This is a genomic window from Streptomyces sp. BV286 (genome assembly GCF_019090165.1).
Taxonomy (GTDB): domain Bacteria; phylum Actinomycetota; class Actinomycetes; order Streptomycetales; family Streptomycetaceae; genus Streptomyces.
The window spans coordinates 81,576-100,724 of sequence record NZ_JAHRIB010000172.1 but is presented as its reverse complement, the minus strand read 5'-3'; the positions used below and the strand labels follow the sequence as shown (position 1 = coordinate 100,724).

The 19,149-nt window shown below is 72.6% G+C and carries 17 protein-coding genes; 12 read left to right on the top strand and 5 right to left on the bottom strand.

The window, feature by feature from the left end:
• The 4 genes from sucB to KUF83_RS31645 form a co-directional block, all read left to right on the top strand.
• Positions 1-1,014 (top strand): 2-oxoglutarate dehydrogenase, E2 component, dihydrolipoamide succinyltransferase (gene sucB / locus KUF83_RS31660; RefSeq protein WP_217458431.1); only part of this gene is annotated, 1,014 nt, incomplete at its 5' end.
• Between the two features lie 390 nt (positions 1,015-1,404).
• Positions 1,405-2,043, top strand: a complete 639-nt coding sequence (locus KUF83_RS31655) for a GntR family transcriptional regulator (RefSeq protein ID WP_217458430.1) — start codon at positions 1,405-1,407, stop codon at positions 2,041-2,043.
• 303 nt (positions 2,044-2,346) lie between these two features.
• Entirely contained in the window at positions 2,347-5,052 is a 2,706-nt protein-coding gene (aceE, locus tag KUF83_RS31650) for a pyruvate dehydrogenase (acetyl-transferring), homodimeric type (protein ID WP_217458429.1), read from the top strand.
• 139 nt (positions 5,053-5,191) lie between these two features.
• Entirely contained in the window at positions 5,192-6,172 is a 981-nt protein-coding gene (locus KUF83_RS31645) for a YafY family protein (RefSeq protein ID WP_217458428.1), read from the top strand.
• Positions 6,173-6,190: 18 nt separating this feature from the next.
• Here KUF83_RS31645 and KUF83_RS31640 read toward each other — a convergent pair whose 3' ends face one another.
• The gene (locus KUF83_RS31640) at positions 6,191-7,159 is read right to left on the bottom strand and encodes an SDR family oxidoreductase (RefSeq protein WP_217458427.1); all 969 of its coding nucleotides are present in this window, start codon (positions 7,157-7,159) and stop codon (positions 6,191-6,193) included.
• A 122-nt stretch (positions 7,160-7,281) separates the two neighbouring features.
• Between KUF83_RS31640 and KUF83_RS31635 the strand changes: the two genes are divergently transcribed.
• The gene (locus KUF83_RS31635) at positions 7,282-7,800 is read left to right on the top strand and encodes a DUF4240 domain-containing protein (RefSeq protein ID WP_217458436.1); all 519 of its coding nucleotides are present in this window, start codon (positions 7,282-7,284) and stop codon (positions 7,798-7,800) included.
• A gap of 123 nt (positions 7,801-7,923) precedes the next feature.
• Here the strand turns inward: KUF83_RS31635 and KUF83_RS31630 are convergent, their stop codons facing one another.
• Together KUF83_RS31630 and KUF83_RS31625 are read right to left on the bottom strand one after the other, a co-directional pair.
• Entirely contained in the window at positions 7,924-8,214 is a 291-nt protein-coding gene (locus KUF83_RS31630) for a hypothetical protein (RefSeq protein ID WP_217458437.1), read from the bottom strand.
• Positions 8,215-8,325: 111 nt separating this feature from the next.
• On the bottom strand, positions 8,326-9,177 hold the full coding sequence (locus tag KUF83_RS31625) for a peptidoglycan recognition protein (protein ID WP_217458426.1): 852 nt from the start codon (positions 9,175-9,177) through the stop codon (positions 8,326-8,328).
• A gap of 296 nt (positions 9,178-9,473) precedes the next feature.
• Between KUF83_RS31625 and KUF83_RS31620 the strand changes: the two genes are divergently transcribed.
• Positions 9,474-10,658: a MarP family serine protease gene (locus KUF83_RS31620; protein WP_217458425.1), complete on the top strand. Its 1,185-nt coding sequence runs from the start codon at positions 9,474-9,476 to the stop codon at positions 10,656-10,658.
• Between the two features lie 138 nt (positions 10,659-10,796).
• Positions 10,797-11,429 carry a TetR/AcrR family transcriptional regulator gene (locus KUF83_RS31615; protein WP_217458435.1) on the top strand — a complete coding sequence of 211 codons (633 nt, stop codon included), beginning with the start codon at positions 10,797-10,799 and terminating at the stop codon, positions 11,427-11,429.
• 119 nt (positions 11,430-11,548) lie between these two features.
• On the opposite strand, the gene KUF83_RS31610 is transcribed toward KUF83_RS31615, so the two are convergent.
• Complete coding sequence (locus KUF83_RS31610; RefSeq protein WP_217458424.1) at positions 11,549-12,037, bottom strand: GNAT family N-acetyltransferase; 489 nt, start codon at positions 12,035-12,037, stop codon at positions 11,549-11,551.
• Between the two features lie 93 nt (positions 12,038-12,130).
• Here KUF83_RS31610 and KUF83_RS31605 point away from each other — a divergent pair, with 93 nt between their 5' ends.
• Both KUF83_RS31605 and KUF83_RS31600 read left to right on the top strand, forming a co-directional pair.
• On the top strand, positions 12,131-13,030 hold the full coding sequence (locus KUF83_RS31605) for a TIGR01777 family oxidoreductase (RefSeq protein WP_217458423.1): 900 nt from the start codon (positions 12,131-12,133) through the stop codon (positions 13,028-13,030).
• 352 nt (positions 13,031-13,382) lie between these two features.
• Positions 13,383-14,759, top strand: a complete 1,377-nt coding sequence (locus tag KUF83_RS31600; protein WP_217458422.1) for an NAD(P)/FAD-dependent oxidoreductase — start codon at positions 13,383-13,385, stop codon at positions 14,757-14,759.
• 199 nt (positions 14,760-14,958) lie between these two features.
• Here KUF83_RS31600 and KUF83_RS31595 read toward each other — a convergent pair whose 3' ends face one another.
• Positions 14,959-16,437, bottom strand: coding sequence for a regulator (locus KUF83_RS31595; protein WP_217458421.1), 1,479 nt, complete (start codon positions 16,435-16,437; stop codon positions 14,959-14,961).
• Between the two features lie 259 nt (positions 16,438-16,696).
• Between KUF83_RS31595 and lipB the strand changes: the two genes are divergently transcribed.
• The 3 genes from lipB (at position 16,697) to KUF83_RS31580 (ending at position 19,073) form a co-directional block, all read left to right on the top strand.
• Positions 16,697-17,485: a lipoyl(octanoyl) transferase LipB gene (gene lipB, locus KUF83_RS31590; RefSeq protein ID WP_217458420.1), complete on the top strand. Its 789-nt coding sequence runs from the start codon at positions 16,697-16,699 to the stop codon at positions 17,483-17,485.
• A 142-nt stretch (positions 17,486-17,627) separates the two neighbouring features.
• On the top strand, positions 17,628-18,593 hold the full coding sequence (lipA, locus tag KUF83_RS31585; RefSeq protein ID WP_217458419.1) for a lipoyl synthase: 966 nt from the start codon (positions 17,628-17,630) through the stop codon (positions 18,591-18,593).
• A gap of 279 nt (positions 18,594-18,872) precedes the next feature.
• On the top strand, positions 18,873-19,073 hold the full coding sequence (locus KUF83_RS31580; protein WP_217458418.1) for a hypothetical protein: 201 nt from the start codon (positions 18,873-18,875) through the stop codon (positions 19,071-19,073).
• Positions 19,074-19,149 lie beyond the last annotated feature (76 nt).

The window sequence follows — 19,149 nt, the reverse complement described above, 5'->3', positions numbered from 1 at the left end:
CCGGCTCCGGCCGCGCCGGTACCGGCTCCCGCTCCCGTCACCCCGGCCCAGGCGCCTGCCGCGACCTCGGGTGACGACGGCGCGTACGTGACCCCGCTGGTGCGCAAGCTCGCCGCCGAGAACGGCGTCGAGCTGGCCTCCGTCAAGGGCACCGGCGTCGGTGGCCGTATCCGCAAGCAGGACGTCCTCGCCGCCGCCGAGGCCGCGAAGGCGGCCGCCGCAGCCCCGGCTCCGGCCGCGGCCGCGGCCGCGCCGAGCGCCGCCAAGAAGGCGCCGACGCTGGAGGCCTCTCCGCTGCGCGGCCAGACCGTGAAGATGCCCCGCATCCGCAAGGTCATCGGCGACAACATGGTGAAGGCCCTGCACGAGCAGGCCCAGCTGTCCTCGGTCGTCGAGGTGGACGTCACCCGCCTGATGAAGCTCCGCGCGAAGGCGAAGGACTCCTTCGCGGCGCGCGAGGGCGTCAAGCTCTCCCCGATGCCGTTCTACGTGAAGGCGGCGGCCCAGGCGCTGAAGGCCCACCCGGCCGTCAACGCCCGGATCAACGTCGAAGAGGGCACGATCACCTACTTCGACACCGAGAGCGTCGGTATCGCGGTGGACTCCGAGAAGGGCCTGATGACCCCGGTCATCAAGCACGCGGGCGACCTGAACATCGCCGGTATCGCCAAGGCCACCGCCGACCTGGCGGGCAAGGTCCGGGCGAACAAGATCACCCCGGACGAGCTGTCCGGCGCGACCTTCACCATCAGCAACACCGGTTCGCGTGGTGCGCTCTTCGACACGATCATCGTGCCGCCGAACCAGGTCGCGATCCTGGGCATCGGTGCCACGGTCAAGCGCCCGGCCGTCATCGAGACGGAGGAGGGCACGGTCATCGGCGTCCGTGACATGACGTACCTGACGCTCTCCTACGACCACCGTCTGGTGGACGGCGCCGACGCCGCCCGTTACCTGACGGCGGTCAAGGCGATCCTGGAGGCGGGCGAGTTCGAGGTCGAGCTCGGCCTGTAGCTCCGCCATATCGCAGCAGAAGGTGCCCCTGTCCGGCTTGCCGGACAGGGGCACCTTCGCGTGGTGCTCCACCCCGTAGAGGCCATCCTGCGGGCCGGTGGGGGCTGGTCGCGCAGTTCCCCGCGCCCCTGAAAGACGAAAAGCCGGGGGCGTGGCCCCGCTTTTCAGGGGCGCGGGGAACTGCGCGACCAGCCACGCCCGACGGGAAGCCGCCGGACAGCCCGCAGGCCCCTCCCCTGTCGCGCACGGCCAACCCGGCGGAGCCACGTGTGCGGCTCATCTCACCTGCGGGAAAGCACCCCCGCGCACCCTTCCCGGAGGGACTACCGGCCTTATTGTCTAGAAGTCAACGCCCTCGGGGCCGGAGCGCCCCAGCCTAAGGAGCCCTCAATGACCGCGCCCGTCGTCCACTCGCTCCGCGAGCAGATCCGCGAGCACATCGTGGAGGGGATCGTGAGCGGCCGCTGGAAGCCGGGCGAGCGGATCGTGGAGCGGCGGATCGCCACCGAGCTGGAGGTCAGCCAGACGCCCGTGCGGGAGGCCCTGCGCGAGCTGGAGTCGCTGCGCCTGATCGAGTCGGCGCCCAACAAGGGCGTGCGCGTACGGAACCTGACCGCGGCGGACCTGGAGGAGAGCTATCCCGTGCGGGCGGGTCTGGAGGCCATCGCCGCCGAGCTGGCCGCCGAGCGGCTCGCCGCCGACTGCTCGGCGCTCGAACCGCATGTCACGGCCCTGTACGAGGCCGACCGGAAGGCCGACGGCACCGGACAGGTCCGCCACACGGTGGGCTTCCACCGCGAGCTGGTGCGGGCCGCGGGCAACTCCGTGCTGCTGCACACCTGGGAGGGCCTGGGCATCGAGGTCTTCACCGCCCTGTCGATCCGCTGGCTGGGCACGGTCCAGCAGTCGTACGCGGAGGAGCACGAGGCGCTGGTGGAGGCGTTCCGGCGCCGGGATCCGCTGATCGCCGAGCTGGTCAAGGCGCATGTGCTGGGGTGCGCGCCGCGGACGGGCAACGAGCCCGCGTAACCGCGATCCCGTCCCGTCGGCTGCCAGCAGTGGAGCGCCGGCCCGCTCAGAAGTACCCCCGACGGCATGCCTCACCTGCGAAAACAAGGCACCGCGTGCCTGCAGCCAAGGCACCGCGTGCCTACTTTGTCGTGATCAAGAGGTTTTCCCCTTCAACCCTTTGATCGATCATCGATCAGCGAGTTACAGTCACCGACGGGCTCCCACACGAGCCCGCCGCCCTGTCCTGCCAAAGACCAAGGGCACCCCCCGTAGAACCCCTTGCCGACGAGGGAACCCCCTCCGCATCCGGAAGGCGGCGCAATGACCGACCCCACCGCAATCCAGCCGAGCGAGCTCGACCAGCTCCCGGACCGCGACCCGGAGGAGACCGCCGAATGGCAGGCCTCCCTGGACGCCGTCACCAAGGCGGCCGGGCCGCACCGAGCCGCGTATCTGATGCGCCGCACGCTGGAGCGCGCCGAGGGCAACGGCCTCGCGCTGCCCAAGCTGCTTGAGACCGACTACGTCAACACCATCCCGACCGCCGCCGAGCCCACCGCGGACGGCGACGAGGCGATGGAGCGCAGGATCACCGCGTGGAACCGCTGGAACGCGGCCGCGATGGTGACCCGGGGCGCGAAACACGGCGTGGGCGGGCACATCGCCACCTTCGCCTCCGCGGCCTGGCTCTACGAGACGGGCTTCAACCACTTCTTCAAGGGCAAGGAGGCCGACGGGTCCGGCGACCAGCTCTACATCCAGGGCCACGCCTCCCCCGGCATCTACGCCCGCGCCTTCCTCGACGGCCGCCTCACCGAGGCGCACCTCGACAAGTTCCGCCAGGAGGCGGGCGGCAACGGCCTTCCGTCGTACCCGCACCCGCGCCGGCTTCCCTGGCTGTGGGAGTTCCCGACGGTGTCGATGGGCCTCGGCCCGCTCTCCGCGATCTACCAGGCGCGCTTCAACCGCTATCTCACCAACCGCAACATCAAGGACGTCTCGGCGTCCCACGTGTGGGCGTTCCTCGGTGACGGCGAGATGGACGAGCCGGAGTCGACGGCGGCCCTCGCACTCGCCTCCCGCGAGGGTCTCGACAACCTGACCTTCGTCATCAACTGCAACCTCCAGCGCCTCGACGGCCCGGTCCGCGCGAACTTCAAGATCGTGCAGGAGCTGGAGGCCCAGTTCCGCGGCGCCGGCTGGAACGTCATCAAGTCGCTGTGGGGCAACGCCTGGGACGAGCTGTTCCGGCTCGACACCACCGGCGCCCTCGTCCGCCGCCTCCGTGAGGTCCCGGACGCGCAGGTGCAGACGTACCAGACCCGCGACGCCGCCTACATCCGCCAGGACTTCTTCGGCGCCGACCCGGCGCTCGTCGAGCTGGCGAAGCTGCTGAGCGACGACAAGATCCTGGAGTGCTTCCACCTCTCCCGCGGTGGTCACGAGGCGCGCAAGGTGTACGCCGCGTACAAGGCGGCCGTCGAGCACAAGGGCGCCCCGACGGTCATCCTGGCCCAGACGGTCAAGGGCCACACCCTCGGCGAGGGCTTCGCGTCGAAGAACGCCAACCACCAGATGAAGAAGCTGTCGACGGACGAGTTCAAGCAGATGCGTGACCTGCTCGAACTGCCCATCTCCGACAGCCAGTTCATCGACGGGGTCGTCCCCTACGGTCACCCGGGCGCCGACGCCCCCGAGGTCCGTTACCTGCAGGAGCGCCGCGCGGCCCTCGGCGGCCCGGCCCCCGCCCGCCGTACGCACCCGCTCGCACCGCTGCCCGCCCCGGCCGACAAGGCGTTCACCGCCTTCGACAAGGGCTCCGGCTCGCAGAACATCGCGACGACCATGGCCTTCGTACGCCTGGTCAAGGACCTGGTCCGCGACAAGCAGTCCGGGAAGCGCTGGGTGCCGATCGTCCCCGACGAGGCGCGCACCTTCGGCATGGAGAGCCTCTTCCCGTCCCTCGGCATCTACTCGCCGAAGGGCCAGACGTACGAGCCGGTCGACCGTGACCAGCTGATGTACTACAAGGAGGCCAAGGACGGCCAGATCCTCAACGAGGGGATCACCGAGGCCGGTTCGATGGCGGACTTCATCGCCGCGTCCACCGCGTACAGCACGCACGGTGAGGCGATGATCCCGTTCTACATCTTCTACTCGATGTTCGGCTGGCAGCGCACGGCCGACCAGATGTGGCAGCTCGGCGACCAGCTCGGCCGCGGCTTCCTCGTCGGCGCCACGGCGGGCCGTACGACGCTGACGGGCGAGGGCCTGCAGCACGCGGACGGGCACTCGCCGGTCATCGCGGCGACGAACCCGGCCGCCATGAGTTACGACCCGGCGTTCGCGTACGAGGTCGCCACGATCGTCAAGGACGGTCTGCGCCGCATGTACGGCGAGGCCGCGCCCGGCGAGGACTCGAACGTCTTCTACTACCTCACCGTCTACAACGAGCCGATCCCGCAGCCCGCGAAGCCGTCGGGTCTCGGTATCGACGAGGGCATCGTCAAGGGCCTCTACCGCTTCAACACGGCGGAGTCGGCCGGGGTCCAGGTCAACGCCGCCAACGCCCCGCGCATCCAGCTGCTCGGCTCCGGTACGGCGATCCACTGGACCCTGGAGGCTCAGCGGCTGCTCGCGGAGGAGTGGGGTGTGGCCGCGGACGTCTGGTCCGCCACGTCCTGGACGGAGCTGCGCCGGGACGCGCTGGAGGCCGACGCGGCACTGCTGCGCGGCGAGGAGCGGGTGCCGTACGTGCGCCAGGCGCTGCACGGTGCCGAGGGGCCCGTCCTCGCGGTCTCCGACTACATGCGGCAGGTGCCCGACCAGATCGCGCAGTGGGTCGAGCAGGACTACTCGTCGCTGGGCGCCGACGGTTTCGGCCTCTCCGACACCCGTGAGGCGGCCCGCCGCCACTTCGGCGTCGACGCGCAGTCGATCGTCGTGGCGGCGCTGGCCCAGCTCGCGCGGCGCGGCGAGGTGCCGGCCTCGGCCGTGAAGGAAGCGCGGGAGCGGTACGGGTTGTAGGTGTCGTACGCCGGCTGCGGGCCGGTGGGGGCTGGTCGCGCAGTTCCCCGCGCCCCCGGACAAAGCGGGGCTGCGCCCCTGCATTGTCCGGGGGCGCACCCCGTACGGCCCGCACCCGCCCACCCGGCAAAATGGGTGCATGCGTGCTGCCCGGCTCATCAAGATGGTGTTGCTGCTCCAGTCCCGGCCGTCGATGACGGCTGCCGAGCTGGCCCGGGAGCTGGAGGTGTCGGAGCGCACGATCACCCGGGACGCGCAGGCCCTCTCGGAGGCCGGCGTCCCGGTGTACGCGGACCGGGGCCGGGTCGGCGGCTACCGGCTGATCGGCGGGTACCGAACGAGGCTCACCGGGCTCGCCAGGAGCGAGGCCGAGGCCCTGTTCCTCTCCGGGGTGCCGGGCGCGCTCCGCGAGATGGGCCTGGAGGACGCGGCTTCCGCCGCCCGGCTGAAGGTGTCCGCCGCCCTGCTGCCCTCCCTCAAGGACGCCTCCCGGACGGCGTCCCAGCGCTTCCATCTGGACGCGCCCGCCTGGTTCGCCGAACCGAAGACCCCCGAGCTGCTGCCGTCGATCGCCGAGGCGGTCTGGGACGACCTGCGCATCACCGCGCGCTACCGACGCCAGGAGGCCGACGTGGAGCGCGAGTTGGAGCCGTACGGTCTCGTGCTGAAGGCGGGCGTCTGGTACGTGTGCGCCCGGGTCACCGGGTCCGGTTCCTTCCGCGTCTACCGCATCGACCGGTTCACGGCGGTCGAGCCCGGCAGCGAGCGCTTCGGCCGCGACGAGTCGTTCGACCTGCCGGGTTTCTGGGCGGAGCGGGCCGCGCAGTTCGCCCGCTCGCTCCTGCGGGCGACGATCGTGGTGCGTCTCACCGAGGCGGGCGCGCGGCGGTTGAAGCACACCGTCGACCCGCTCTCGGCGCAGGAGGCCCTGGCCGAGGCGGGCTCGCCCGACGACGGGGGCCGGATCACGCTCACGCTGCCCGTCGAGTCGTACGACGTCGCGTACACCCAGCTGCTCTCCCTCGGCCCCGAGGTGGAGGTCCTGGAGCCGTCCGGGCTCAGGCGGCGTTTCGCCGAGGCGGCGGCCCGGACGGCCGCGTACTACGAGGAGCAGGGCTGAGGGGCTCCGGCGCGAGGGCTACCGGTAGCCGGTCACGTCCGCCGGCCTGCCCTGCGACTCCACCTCGATGAGGTAGCGCCACGCGTCGGGCGCCGAGCCGTCGACGTCCGTGAAGCCGTACTCCTGGGCGAGGCCGCCGCTGGACAGCGACCGACCGTTCCAGCGGGCCACGTCGGGGTCGGCGGCGAGTGCGACCAGGGCCCGGCCGACGTACGTGGGCGTCTCGGAGATCGCGAAGTGCGGGACGTTCTCGCAGGCGTCCCGCCAGTTCTCCTCGGTGACCTTGAAGGCGGTGTCGAGCATGGCCTCGGAGCGCAGCCAGCCAGGGGTGACGCAGACCGCCGTGCAGCCGTACTCCTTCAGCTCCTCCCCCAGGTCGTACGCCATGCGGATCGGGGCCGTCTTGGCGAGGTCGTAGAAGAGGGGCTTGCGGTAGCGCCGGTTGTACTCCTCGGTGCCGTCGGTGACCTCGACGAGCAGCCCGCCGGGGCTGCGGACGAGCAGCGGCAGCGCGCAGTGGCTGGTGACGATGTGCGACTCGATGCCGAGGCGCATGATCCGCAGCCCCTTGTCGAGGTCCATCTCCCACATGTCGGGCTGCTTGTCCGCCGACCAGTCGAGGAGGACGTCTCCGCCCCAGATGTCGTTGACGAGGATGTCGAGCCGGCCCTGCTCGCGGTCGATCCGGTCGACGAGCGCGCGCACCTGCTCCGGTTCGAGGTGGTCCGTCGGTACGGCGATCCCGCGGCCGGCGACCCCGGCGGCCGCGTCGACCAGTTCGCCCGTCTCCTCGATCGTCTCGGTGGTCCGGCCGACCTCGCTGACGTGCTCGCGGGTCGTGCGGCCGGTCACGTACACCGTGGCTCCCGCGCGTCCCAGCTCGACCGCCATGGCCCGTCCGGCGCCGCGGGTGGCGCCCGCGACCAGGGCGATCCTCCCGGTGAGCGGCTGCGCGGTCCCCTGTGCTGCTTCCTCTGTTCTCTCCATACGCCGAGCATCCCGCCGAATACCGACACCTGCTGTCGGACTTTCCGCAGGCATGTGCGCGGATAACGATCCGCCTGTCCCCGGGTGCGCGGGCCCGTCACAGGCCCGATGCTTGTCCCGTGATGGACGAGACGGAGTTCTGGGAGCTGGTGGACGCGACCCGCGAGGCCGCCGAGGGCGACCCCGAGGAGCAGGCCGATCTGCTGGTCGAGCGGCTCCTGAGGCTGGATCCCGAGATGGTCCTGGACTTCGCCCGCCACTTCGAGGCCCGCTACAACCGCGCGTACACCTGGGATCTGTGGGGCGCGGCCTGGATCCTGCTCGACGGGGCCAGCGACGACGCCTTCGACTTCTTCCGCTGCTGGCTGATCGGCCAGGGCCGGGAAACGTACGAGAGCGCCGTGCATGATCCGGACAAACTGGCCGACCTCCTGACGGACTTCGACGACGAGGTCGACGGGGACGGCGAGGAGCTGGGCTACTCGGCGGACGAGGCGTACGAGCAGCTCACCGGTACGGTCGCGCCCGACCTGGGTATCGCGGCGGCCCCGCCGGAGCCGCTCGGCACTCCGCTCGACCTGGAGAACCACTCCCTGCTGGCGGAGCGTTTCCCACGGCTGTGGGACCGGTTCGCGGACTGACGCGACGGGACACCGGCGCCGCTCGCAGCGGCCGCCACTCGCAGCGGACTTCGCCCGCCCGCTCCGCCTGCCCCGCTCCCTCTTGCCCTGCTCCCCCTATTGCCCTGCTGCGCCCGGCCCTCTCTACCGGGCCGGGCCCCGCGACCTCTCGGACCCGGTCCCCGGCGCTCCTGCGGGCAACGGCGAGCCCGCCCCCGGGGCGCTGTGCGGGGGCGCCGCGTTCGCCCGGTCCAGCGCGGACGCGGTGGCGGCGGACGGCCCCACCACGACGGCGGCCACCACACAGGCCACGGTCCACGGGCCGCGCATCACCCGCGCCCACAGGGACGTGCCCCGGGACGGCGGCTTCCTGCGGCTGTTGCTGTTGCTGTTGCTGTTGTCCGTACGACTGCTCATGTCCCTGCGACCGTTCATGATCCCCGCCTCCAGTCGGTGCGTGCCTCGACGGTAGGAGGCGTGGCTCGGGGTGATCCGTGAACCGGCTGTGGCGTACCTGTGAGGCGGTCGTACGGAGCCGCCGGGGGCCTAGGGACTGCCCTGGAGCCTGCCCTGGAGGCGGGCCGCGTGCTGTCTGATCTCGGGGAGCCTGGCCATGAGGGCGGCACCCGGGCACGCGGTCCAGTAGCCGTCGGTGTGGCCGGAGACGGCCGTGAAGGTGCCGCGGGTGCCCGCGCGGTACTTGCTCAGGCTGTTGGTGGAGACGAGCCGCACGGTGGCGCGCGGGTCGATGCCCGTGAGGCCCAGTTTCCAGGCGGCGACGGCCGCGATGGCGTCGGTCATGGCCTTGGGGACCGGCACGCCCGAGGTGAAGGTGCCGAGCGCGGCGATGCCCGTCGTGCCCACGTTGAAGCCCTGGGTGTGGGCGCCGACGACAGCGCGCTCGGTGCCGCCCGCCCGGCCTTCGTAGATCGTGCCGCAGCGGTCGACGAGGAAGTTGTAACCGATGTCGTCCCAGTGCCGGACGCCGGCCTGCCCCGTGTAGAGGTACTGGATGATGCGGGGCGCGTCGGCGCAGTCGTACCCGTTCGGCGAGTCGGTGTGGTGCACGAAGACGGCGGACACACGGTCGGCGTACCGGGTGGGCGGCCGGGTGTAGGAGGCGTCGCCCAGCCAGCGTTCCCTCGGCACGATGGGGGGCTTCGCGGCCTTGTGGCCGACCACGGCGGCCCGCGCCCGCGCCGCGACGGGGCGCTCGGGGTCGCCCGCGGTCCGGTCGATGCCCACGGCGCAGAGCACCAGTCCGGCGACGGCCACGAGACCGGGGGCGCAGGCGAGGGCGACACGCGCGCGACGGGGTGCGCGGGCCAGGAACGGCGGACGCGCTCCGCCCGGCGCGCGCGTGGGAGGTGTACGCCCCGGCCCATCCCTCCGTGCCATGGGCGCGCGCCCCTGCCGGACTCGTCGCATCGAGCGCCCCAGCTTCTCGCGCAGCCCTCTCGGCACGCCCCAGGTGCGTCGTGGGGGCGGGGTCCGATGGGCGCGCATGGGAACCACTCTCCGGGACACCTGGGACGTCCGCGATGTGTGCTGTGCCACCCGGTGGAACCAACGCCCCGGTCCGGGACGTTTCTACAGGTCCACGCACGTGTGCCGGCCGGCCGGTTCCACGCGCGCGTACCTGATCACTGGGCCCGCCCGGCACGTACTAAGGGGCCCAAGAGAAAGGGAGCTCCGTGGACCTGCTCGACATCCTGCTGTTGCTGGTCATCCTCGGCTATGCGGCGTCCGGCTACCGGCGCGGCCTGGTCGCGGGCTGTGTCTCGCTGGCCGGCTTCGTGGGCGGTGCCGTCATCGGCGTGTGGGTACTGCCCTGGGTGATGGACCTGGTGGAGGCGGGGACCACGGCCGCGACGGTGACGGCGGTGCTCACGGTGCTGCTGCCCGCCGCCGCGGGCCACGAACTGGCGGGGCGTCTGGCGCTGCGGCTGCGCCGCGAGCTGGACCGGGGCCCCCTGCGTGTGGTCGACGGAGTGGGCGGTGCGGCGGCGAACACGGTCGCGGTGCTGCTCGTGGCCTGGGTGGCCGCGAGCGTCCTCGGCGCGTCCGCCTCGCCCGTCGTCACCTCGTCCATCCGCGGCTCCGCGCTGCTCGGCACGGTGCAGGACGCGATGCCGGAGGCCACCCCGGCCTGGTTCTCCCGGGCCACCTCGGCGCTCACGGAGGCCGGCTTCCCGCAGGTCTTCAACCCCTTCGAGAACGAGCCGACGGCCAGCGTCGCCAAGCCCTCCGGGGACAGCGTCACCTCGGCGGCCACACGGGCCGCGCAGCGCTCCACCGTGAAGGTCGAGGGCGCGGTCGGCACCCAGGGCCGCGAGGGCAGCGGTTTCGTGTACGCGCCCGAGCACGTGATGACCAACGCCCACGTGGTGGCGGGCATCGACAAGCCGACCGTGCGCGTGGGCGGCACGGGCCGGGCGTACGAGGCGACGGTCGTCCTCTTCGACCCCGAGAAGGACGTGGCCGTGCTCGACGTACCGGGGCTCAAGGCACCCGTGCTGCCCTTCGACGACACCGCGGCCCGCGGCGACGCGGCCGTGGTCGCCGGCTACCCGCAGGACGGCGGCCTCGACCTCCAGGCGGCCACGGTCGCGAACAAGATCAAGGCCCGGGGCCAGAACATCTACGGCTCCGACCCGGTCACCCGCGAGATCTACTCGATCCGCTCCACGGTCCGCCCGGGCAACTCCGGCGGGCCCCTGCTGACCACCGGCGGCAAGGTCTACGGCGTCGTCTTCGCGCGTTCCACGAGCGACGCCGAGACGGGATACGTGCTGACCGCCGACGAGGTCGCGGACGACGCCGAGCGGGCGGCGACGGCCTCGTCGCCGGTGGACACGGGTGACCTCGTGACGTCCTGAGAGCCCTGTTCCCCGGGCGTCCACGCCGTGCGTCCCGGCCCGCCCGAGGGACACGTTCCGCCGACCGGGCGGCCCGTGTCGCCGTCTCCCGCCGGGCGTACGCTTCCTCGCGTGAGCACCGAGCCGTCCCGAGCGACCATGACCCCGTCGCTGACCGAACGCCGCAAGGCGGCAACCCAGCTGGACATCGCCCGCGCCGCCGCCGAGCTCTTCACCGAGCGCGGTCCCGACGGCACCACGGCCGAGGAGATCGCCGTACGCGCCGGCGTCGCACCGCGCACCTTCTACCGCTACTTCCGCAGCAAGCAGGACGCCGTCGGCCCGCTGCTCGCGATCGGCGGGGACCACTGGCGCGAACGGCTCGCGGGGGCCGAGCCGGGCACCCCGCTGCCCCGGGCGCTGGAGTCGGCCGTCACCGAGTCGCTGACCGTCCCCCACGAGGCCAAGGCCGAGGGCATGCGCTGGACACGGGGTCTGCTGCGGGCCGCCGCCGGGGACCCGGCGCTGCGCGCGGTCTGGTACCGGGTGAACCAGGAGTCCGAGGACAGGCTCGTTCCCGTCGTGGCCCGGCTGGCCGGGGACGACGCCGACCCGCTGGAGATCCGCTTCGCCGCCGCGGCCGCGACGGACGCGATCCGGGTCGCCCTGGAGACCTGGGCCGAGTCGGACGCGGGCCTGGAGGGTCCCGGCTCCCCCGCGGAGCTCGCGATGCGGTGCCTGCGTGAACTGGCGGGTGGTATGCGGCTGCTGACGGAGCCTCAGCAAAGCTGAACGCCCGCCCCGCCCGACTCAGGCCCGTTCCGTTCCGGACGCAGAAGCGGCAGCGGCGGTGGCGGTGGCGGTGGCGGTGGCACTGACAGTGACAGTGACAGTGACAGTGACAGTGACAGTCAGAGGCTGCGGCCCATGAGTACGTCGTCCACGTACTCCCCGTCGAGATGGAACTCGCCCGGCTGGATCCCCTCCACCACGAACCCCTCCGACTCGTAGAGCTTGCGGGCGGGCGTGTTGTGGCCGAGGACGCGCAGGGTGATCCGGAGCGCGCCCTGGCGGCGGGCCTGCGCGACGACGGCACGCACCAGCGCCCGTCCGACGCCCTGGCCGCGCACCTCGTCGGCGACGGCGAGGCCCTGGATCTGCCGTACGTGCGCGTTGGAGGCGAGGGGGGTGGGGTAACCGAGCCGTACGTAGCCGACGACACGCCCGCCCACCTCCGCGACCAGGTGGTCGTGGGGCCCGAAGCGTTCGTTGAAGAACGGCTCGTACGGCGGCTGGTCGCGGGGTCTGACCGCGTGCAGAGAGGACCAGGTCGCGCGGTCGAGAAGGGCCAGCACCTCTTCGTCGTCGGGCACTGCGACACGTATGTACGGCTCGGGCATGCAGATCACTGTAGGGCGACGCGGCGGGAGTCGCCCTCGTGTCCGGGCACCCTCGGCGCGATGCTCCCGGGGAGGCAGGCGGAGTATGGAGGCATGGATGCTTCGCGAATCGCCGTGGCCGGCGCGTCCGGCCTCATCGGTACGGCCCTGGTGCGCTCCCTGACCGCGGACGGGCACGAGGTGGTGCGGCTGGTGCGCCGCAAGCCCCGGGCGGACGACGAGGTGGAGTGGGACCCGGGGCGGCAGTACGTGGACGCGGCGGGACTCACCGGCTGCGACGCCGTGGTGAACCTCGCGGGCGCCGGGATCGGCGACCGCCGCTGGACCGACGCGTACAAGCGGACGATCCGCGACAGCCGGGTGCTCGGCACCGCCACGCTCGCGGAGGCCGTGGCCGCCCTCGACGAGCCGCCGCGGGTCTTCCTCAACGGCAGCGCGATGGGCATCTACGGAGACACCGGCGAGCGGGCCGTCGACGAGAGCACGCCCCCTGGGGACGGGTTCCTGCCCTCGGTGTGCGTGGAGTGGGAGGAGGCGGCGGCTCCGGCGCAGGAGGCGGGCGTACGGACCGTCTTCGCGCGCACCGGGCTGGTGGTGGCGGCGAAGGGCGGCGCCTGGGGCCGCCTCTTCCCGCTGTTCCGGGCGGGGCTCGGCGGGAGGATGGGCGACGGGCGGCAGTACTGGAGCTACATCGCGCTGCACGACCACGTGGCCGCCCTGCGGTTCCTGCTCGACTCCGAGTCGCTGTCCGGGCCCTTCAACCTGACGGCCCCGGAGCCCCTCACCAACCGCGAGATCACCGCCGCCATGGGACGTGTCCTGCGCCGTCCCACGCTCTTCGCGGTGCCCGAGCCCGTCCTGAGGGCCGCACTCGGCGAGATGGCCCAGGAGGTGCTGGGCAGCCAACGCGTACTGCCCACACGGCTGTTGGAGTCGGGCTTCACCTTCGCGTTCCCCGGCATCGAGGACGCCGTCCGGGCGGCCCGGGCGTAGGGGTGCCGGCGGCCCCGGCGGCCGGGCGGACGTCCGGCGCCGCGGCCGAAAAGCCGCGGGCCGGGACCCCCTCGGGCCGAACGCGGCCGAGGGCCCGGGGAGGCCGGTCGCTGCCCGTCGGCGGGGTCGCCCGGCCGACGGTCCCGCTCCCCCTGCCGGGATGGGCAGTTGGCCCGGGCATAGTCGGCGGGCCGCGGCGCCGACCACATGCGACCGGTGTGCGACCGTGCCCTGTCCGTGCGCGACTTCGCCCGACCGGCGGCAGCCCTAACCTCGACCCGAACTCGGGTATTCCGAAAGCCCGTTGGGGGCATGACGCCCCCAGCAGCCGCGCGACCTCGAGGAGGGGCACGTGATTGAGCCCGCTAGTGGGGCGGACGTCGTCATCGTGGGGGCCGGGGTCGCGGGACTCTCCGCCGCCCATCGGCTGAACAGCGCAGGTGTGACGACCCTGGTCCTGGAAGGCGCGCCCTGTGTGGGCGGCCGTATGACGACCGAGAAGGTCGACGGTTTCCGTCTCGACCGCATCGGCCGGTTCCTCTCGACGTCGTACCCGGAGCTGCGGCTGACCCCGGGCCTCGACGCCCTTGTCCTGCGCCCGTTCGCCCCAGGTGTCCTCGTCCACGCCGAGGGGCGTGTGCACCGTGCGGGTGAGCCCGCGAGCGCCGGGGGCGCAAGGGGCGCACTCGATGCGGCACGCGCCTTCGTGAGCCCCCCGCGAAGGGCTCGGCAGATGTCCGCGGCCACCGCTCCGCCCGTGTCACGGGCCTTCCCCCCGCTCGGGGGCCCACTCGACCAGGCGCGGCTGGCCGCGGCCCTCGGCCGGATCGCGACGGTCCCCGTGGGGCGGCTGCTGGCCCGGCCCGAGCGGCCCGCGGGGCAGGCGCTGGCAGCCCGCGGCATGCCCGCCCGTACCGTCGAGGGGTTCGTGCGCCCGCTCCTCGCCGCGCTGCTCTGCGATCCGGATCTGACGTCGTCCAGCCGGTGTGCCGACCTCGCGCTCCGAGCCTTCGCCTCGGGGCGGCTGTGCATCCCGGAGGGCGGCGCCGACATGCTGCCGGAGCTGCTCGCGGGGGCCCTGCCGCCCGGGACGGTCCGTACCGGCGTGCGGGTCACCTCCGTCTCGACCACCTCCGTGACGACGGCCGAGCACGGTGAACTGCGCTGCCGGGCCGTCCTGGTGGCGACCGGGGCCCGCGACGCCGCCGAGCTGCTGCCCGGTCTGCGGGTGCCCCCGCTGCGTCCGGTGACCGTGGTGCACCACACGGCGGACGAGCCGCCCCTGACGGACGCGGCGCTGCTCCTGGACGCCGACCGCCGGGGCCCGGTGGCCCACACCGCGGTCGTCAGCCAGGTCGACCCGTCCCGCGCCCCCGCGGGCCGCGCCCTGGTCTCGTCCACGATCCTGGGGCCGCCGCCCGCCGATCTGGACCGGACGGTGCGCACGCACCTGGCCGCGCTCTACGGCACCGCCACACACCGCTGGGAGCTGCTCGCGGTCCACCACACGCCCGACGCGGTGCCCGCGATGCCGCCGCCGCACGACCTGCTGCGCCCGGTGCGCCTGCTGGCTGGCCTGTACGTCTGCGGCGACCACCGCGACACCGGCACGGTCCAGGGCGCCCTGCACTCGGGTCACCGGGCCGCGGCGGCCCTCCTGGCCGATCTCGGCGTCGACTCGGCGCCACAGGCGACACCGTTACCGGCCCCGACCGCCGCAGCCGCATAGCCGAACCGACCCGAACCGGCGTCGCCAGAACCGGGGGTGGAGGTCCCGTCGCGGGGCAGGACCTCCATCCCCTTCCACCACGGCGCCCCACAAGGGGCGCGAGGAACTGCGGCCCGCAAGGGGCGCGGGGAACTGCGCGCCCAGCCACATACGACCCGCAGCCGCGACATCCCCTCCCCACCCCTGACCTTCGGCGGCCTCAGCCGAGCGCAGCGACCTTGTCGCGATACCCCCGCACCGGCACCGCGTCCTTGTACGGTTCGAGCCGCCGCTCGAAGTCACGTACGTACTCCAGCGCCCGCACCGACCGCATCTCCGATGCCTGCGCCGCCGCCTCCGCGCCCAGCTGGCAGGCCTGGTCGAGCTCGCCGAGGCCGAGCCGGGCCGAGGCCAGGACCACACGGCAGAAGAGCCGGCTGCGCGCGTAGCCCGGAGCACGCAGCTGCAGGGAGCGCTCGGCGTGCTGCGCGGCCGCCCGGTACTGCTGGAGGTCGCGGTGGCAGTGCCCGAACTCGTCCGCGAGCTGCGCCTCGTCGAAGAACCGCGCCCAGTACGGGACTTCGTCCCCGGGCCGGGCCGTCTCCAGGGCCCGCTCGGCCCGCACCAGCGAGGCCGTGGCCGCGCGCACCTCGCCGAGCACGCCGTGCCCGCGCGCCTCGACCGCGTACAGCAGCGCCTGGACGACCGGCGGCGCGGAGGAGCCCACGCCCTGCTGGGCGACCCGGGCCAGCTGGACCGCCTCCCGGCCGTGCCCGAGATAGACGGCCTGCCGGCTCATCGTCACGAGCACGTACGAGCCGTACGCCCGGTCCCCCGCCGCCTGCGACAGCCGCAGCGCCTGCACGAAGTACCGCTGTGCCAGTCCGTGCGCGGCGATGTCGTACGAGGTCCAGCCCGCCAGCCGGGTCAGGTCGGACGCCGCCGCGAACAGGCGGCGCCCCGCCTGCTCGCCGTACGTGCCGCGCAGCATGGGTTCCAGCTCGTGCTCCAGGTACCGCACGAGGGCCTGCCGGGCGTGCCCTCCCCCGTAGGTGTTGTCGAGCGCGCGGAAGAGTTCGCCGACCGATCGCAGCGCCGCGATGTCGCCCGCGGTCACCCGCTGCCCCGGCCCGCGCTCGGCGGTGGTGCGCTGCCGGGAGGCGGGCCCCGCCCCTTCGAGCCCGGGCGGGAACTTCGGGGCGGCCGGGCGGCCCTGTACGGGGATGCGCGCGGCAGCGGGGTCGCCGCGGCTCACCCGGTCGTCGGCCCGGCCGATCAGCCAGTCCCGGCTGGGTACGACGAGTCCCGCCGGGGTGAACGCGATCTTGCGCAGTTCCGCGTGGCTGCCCGAGTCCTTGCGCCACAGTCCGCCGACGATGTCGACGGCCTCCTCGGGCGTGGCGGCGAACTCGAGTCCCGCGTAGACCGGCGCGCAGGCGTCGAGTCCGAGGTCCTGCGCGCTGAGCCGGCGGCCGAGGCGGCGGGTGAACACCTCGGCGATGAGGGCCGGTGTGGTGCCCCGGGGCTGCTGCCCGCGCAGCCACCGGGTCACTGATGTCTTGTCGTATCTCAGATCGAGACCGTGTTCGAGGCCGAGCTGGTCCACTCGACGGGCGAGCCCCGCGTTGGAGAACCCCGCTTCTGCGATAAGTGCGGCGAGCTGACGGTTGGGGGTGCGCTGCGCGGGTCGTTCCGTCATCTGCGGTGCGAACTCCTGCCTTCCGGGCTGGGGGCCTGCACGGACAGGCCCGGGTGAGGTCGGCCGCCATGCGGTGAGCAGCCCTTATTAGCCTCGTGAACGGCGCGAATGTAGCGGTCCGTAAGCACCCGATCGCACACTTCGACACGCATTCATCCGATCGTGTGAGGATTGCCCCGAGGGCTGACGCACACGGGTCGGACGTACAGTGGCGTGGGGCCGTGACGAGCCTTACGACTCTTGCAGGGAGGCGCTTGCCGTGAGTGAGCTGCGGTTCGTCCGCATGGGTTTCGGTGCGGACGCCGTCGAGTACCAGGAGGCCTGGGACGAGCAGCGCCGCGTCCACGCGGCCCGCTTCCAGGACGAGGTTCCCGACACGTGCCTGCTCCTGGAGCACCCGCCGGTCTACACGGCCGGCCGGCGCACGGCGGACAGCGAGCGGCCCCTCGACGGCACGCCCGTCGTCGACGTGGACCGGGGCGGGAAGATCACCTGGCACGGTCCGGGGCAGCTGGTCGGCTACCCGATCCAGAAGCTTCCGCGCCCTGTGGACGTCGTCGCCCATCTCCGGCGCCTGGAGGACGCGATGATCCGTGTCTGCGCGGAGTTCGGCGTCGAGACCAGCCGGGTGGAGGGGCGGGCCGGCGTCTGGGTCCTCGGTGACCCCGTGGCCGAGCGGCCGTCCCTCGGCGGGCTCTCCCTGGACTTCGACCCGCGGCTGGCCGACGAGGAGTTCGACCCGCGGCTGGACGGGCCCGAGTACGCGCCCTCGAACGCCGGTCAGCGGCGCGAGGACCGCAAGATCTGCGCCATGGGAATCCGGGTCGCCAAAGGCGTCACGATGCACGGCTTCGCGCTCAACGTGAACCCCGACGTGGCGAGCTTCGACAAGATCATCCCCTGCGGGATCCGTGACGCGGGGGTCACGTCGCTCGCCCACGAGCTGGGACGCGACCTGACCATCGCGGAGGTGCTGCCCGTCGCCGAGCGGCACCTGGCGGACGTCCTCGGCAACGCGGAGCTCCGGCCGCGGGCCGTGGTCGCGTAGGGACCGTTTTCCCGCCGCGCCGCCCCTGCCCGCCCCTCCTGGGAATGCACCCCCGTTCCCGAAGGTTGCCCACCCCGGGGGCCGAGAACCGCACGGGCGTACCCTGGTGTACGCCGAAGAATCGAAGCTACAGGGAGCCGATGTGTCCGCAGTCGCACCCGACGGACGCAAGATGCTGCGCCTGGAGGTCCGGAACGCCCAGACCCCCATCGAGCGCAAGCCCGAGTGGATCAAGACCCGGGCGAAAATGGGTCCCGAGTACACGAAGATGCAGAACCTCGTGAAGAGCGAGGGCCTGCACACGGTCTGCCAGGAGGCGGGCTGTCCCAACATCTACGAGTGCTGGGAGGACCGCGAGGCCACGTTCCTCATCGGTGGCGACCAGTGCACGAGGCGCTGCGACTTCTGCCAGATCGACACGGGCAAGCCCGAGGCGCTGGACCGTGACGAACCCCGCCGCGTGGGCGAGTCCGTGGTCACGATGGACCTCAACTACGCGACCATCACCGGCGTCGCCCGTGACGACCTCGACGACGGCGGCGCCTGGCTGTACGCGGAGACGGTCCGCCAGATCCACCAGCAGACCGCGGACCGCGCCGAGGGCCGGACCAAGGTCGAGCTGCTGGCCCCGGACTTCAACGCCGAGCCGGCCCAGCTCGCCGAGGTCTTCTCCTCCCGCCCGGAGGTCTTCGCGCACAACGTGGAGACGGTCCCCCGCATCTTCAAGCGCATCCGCCCCGGCTTCCGCTACGAGCGCTCGCTGAAGGTCATCACGGAGGCCCGCGACTACGGTCTGGTCACGAAGTCCAACCTGATCCTCGGCATGGGCGAGACCCGCGAAGAGGTCAGCGAGGCCCTGCGCCAGCTGCACGAGGCGGGCTGCGAACTCGTCACCATCACGCAGTACCTGCGGCCCTCCGTGCGCCACCACCCCGTGGAGCGGTGGGTGAAGCCGCACGAGTTCGTGGAGCTGAAGGACGAGGCCGACCAGATCGGCTTCTCCGGCGTCATGTCGGGCCCGCTGGTCCGCTCCTCGTACCGGGCCGGTCGCCTCTACCAGATGGCGATCGAGAAGCGCGGTTCGTACGTCGCCTCGCAGGCTCTCTGAGCCGCACGCGGCACCCCACCGGATGGCACTCAGTGCCAGACGAATGTGTGAATCAGCGCACAAGTCGCTACTCGCGAGTAATGGTCGATACGACGCGGCCCCGACCGTCCCCGCAGATGGGGGCCCTGTCGGGGCCGCGTCGGCGTTTCAGGCATGCACAGCAAGGCTTCACTGGCGTTTGACCAGCCGGTCACGCCCTGGTAACACCATTCAGTGACCCTGGTCTTACACCCCGTAGAGCCCGAGCCAGAGCCATCGTCCCGAGGGGGGACCTCCACCATGCAGGCAGCGCCCGTACGCGCCACCGCGATTCCTTCGTTCACCGATGCACTCCGTGCCGTCGAATCCCTGCTCCTCAGCAGCGGCCAGCGCACGGCCCGCCGCAACGCCTGGACCTCCGTCCTGGAGGACCGCCGCCGCGCCAAGGACCGGGGCGAGGCGCAGCGCGTCCTGGAGCAGTCCTTCGTCGTCCGCCCCTGAGCGCGGGACGCGTCGGGGACCCGCCACGGGGCCTCGTGACGCGGGCCGACCCGGCACCGCCGTCGTCGGCGCCTCC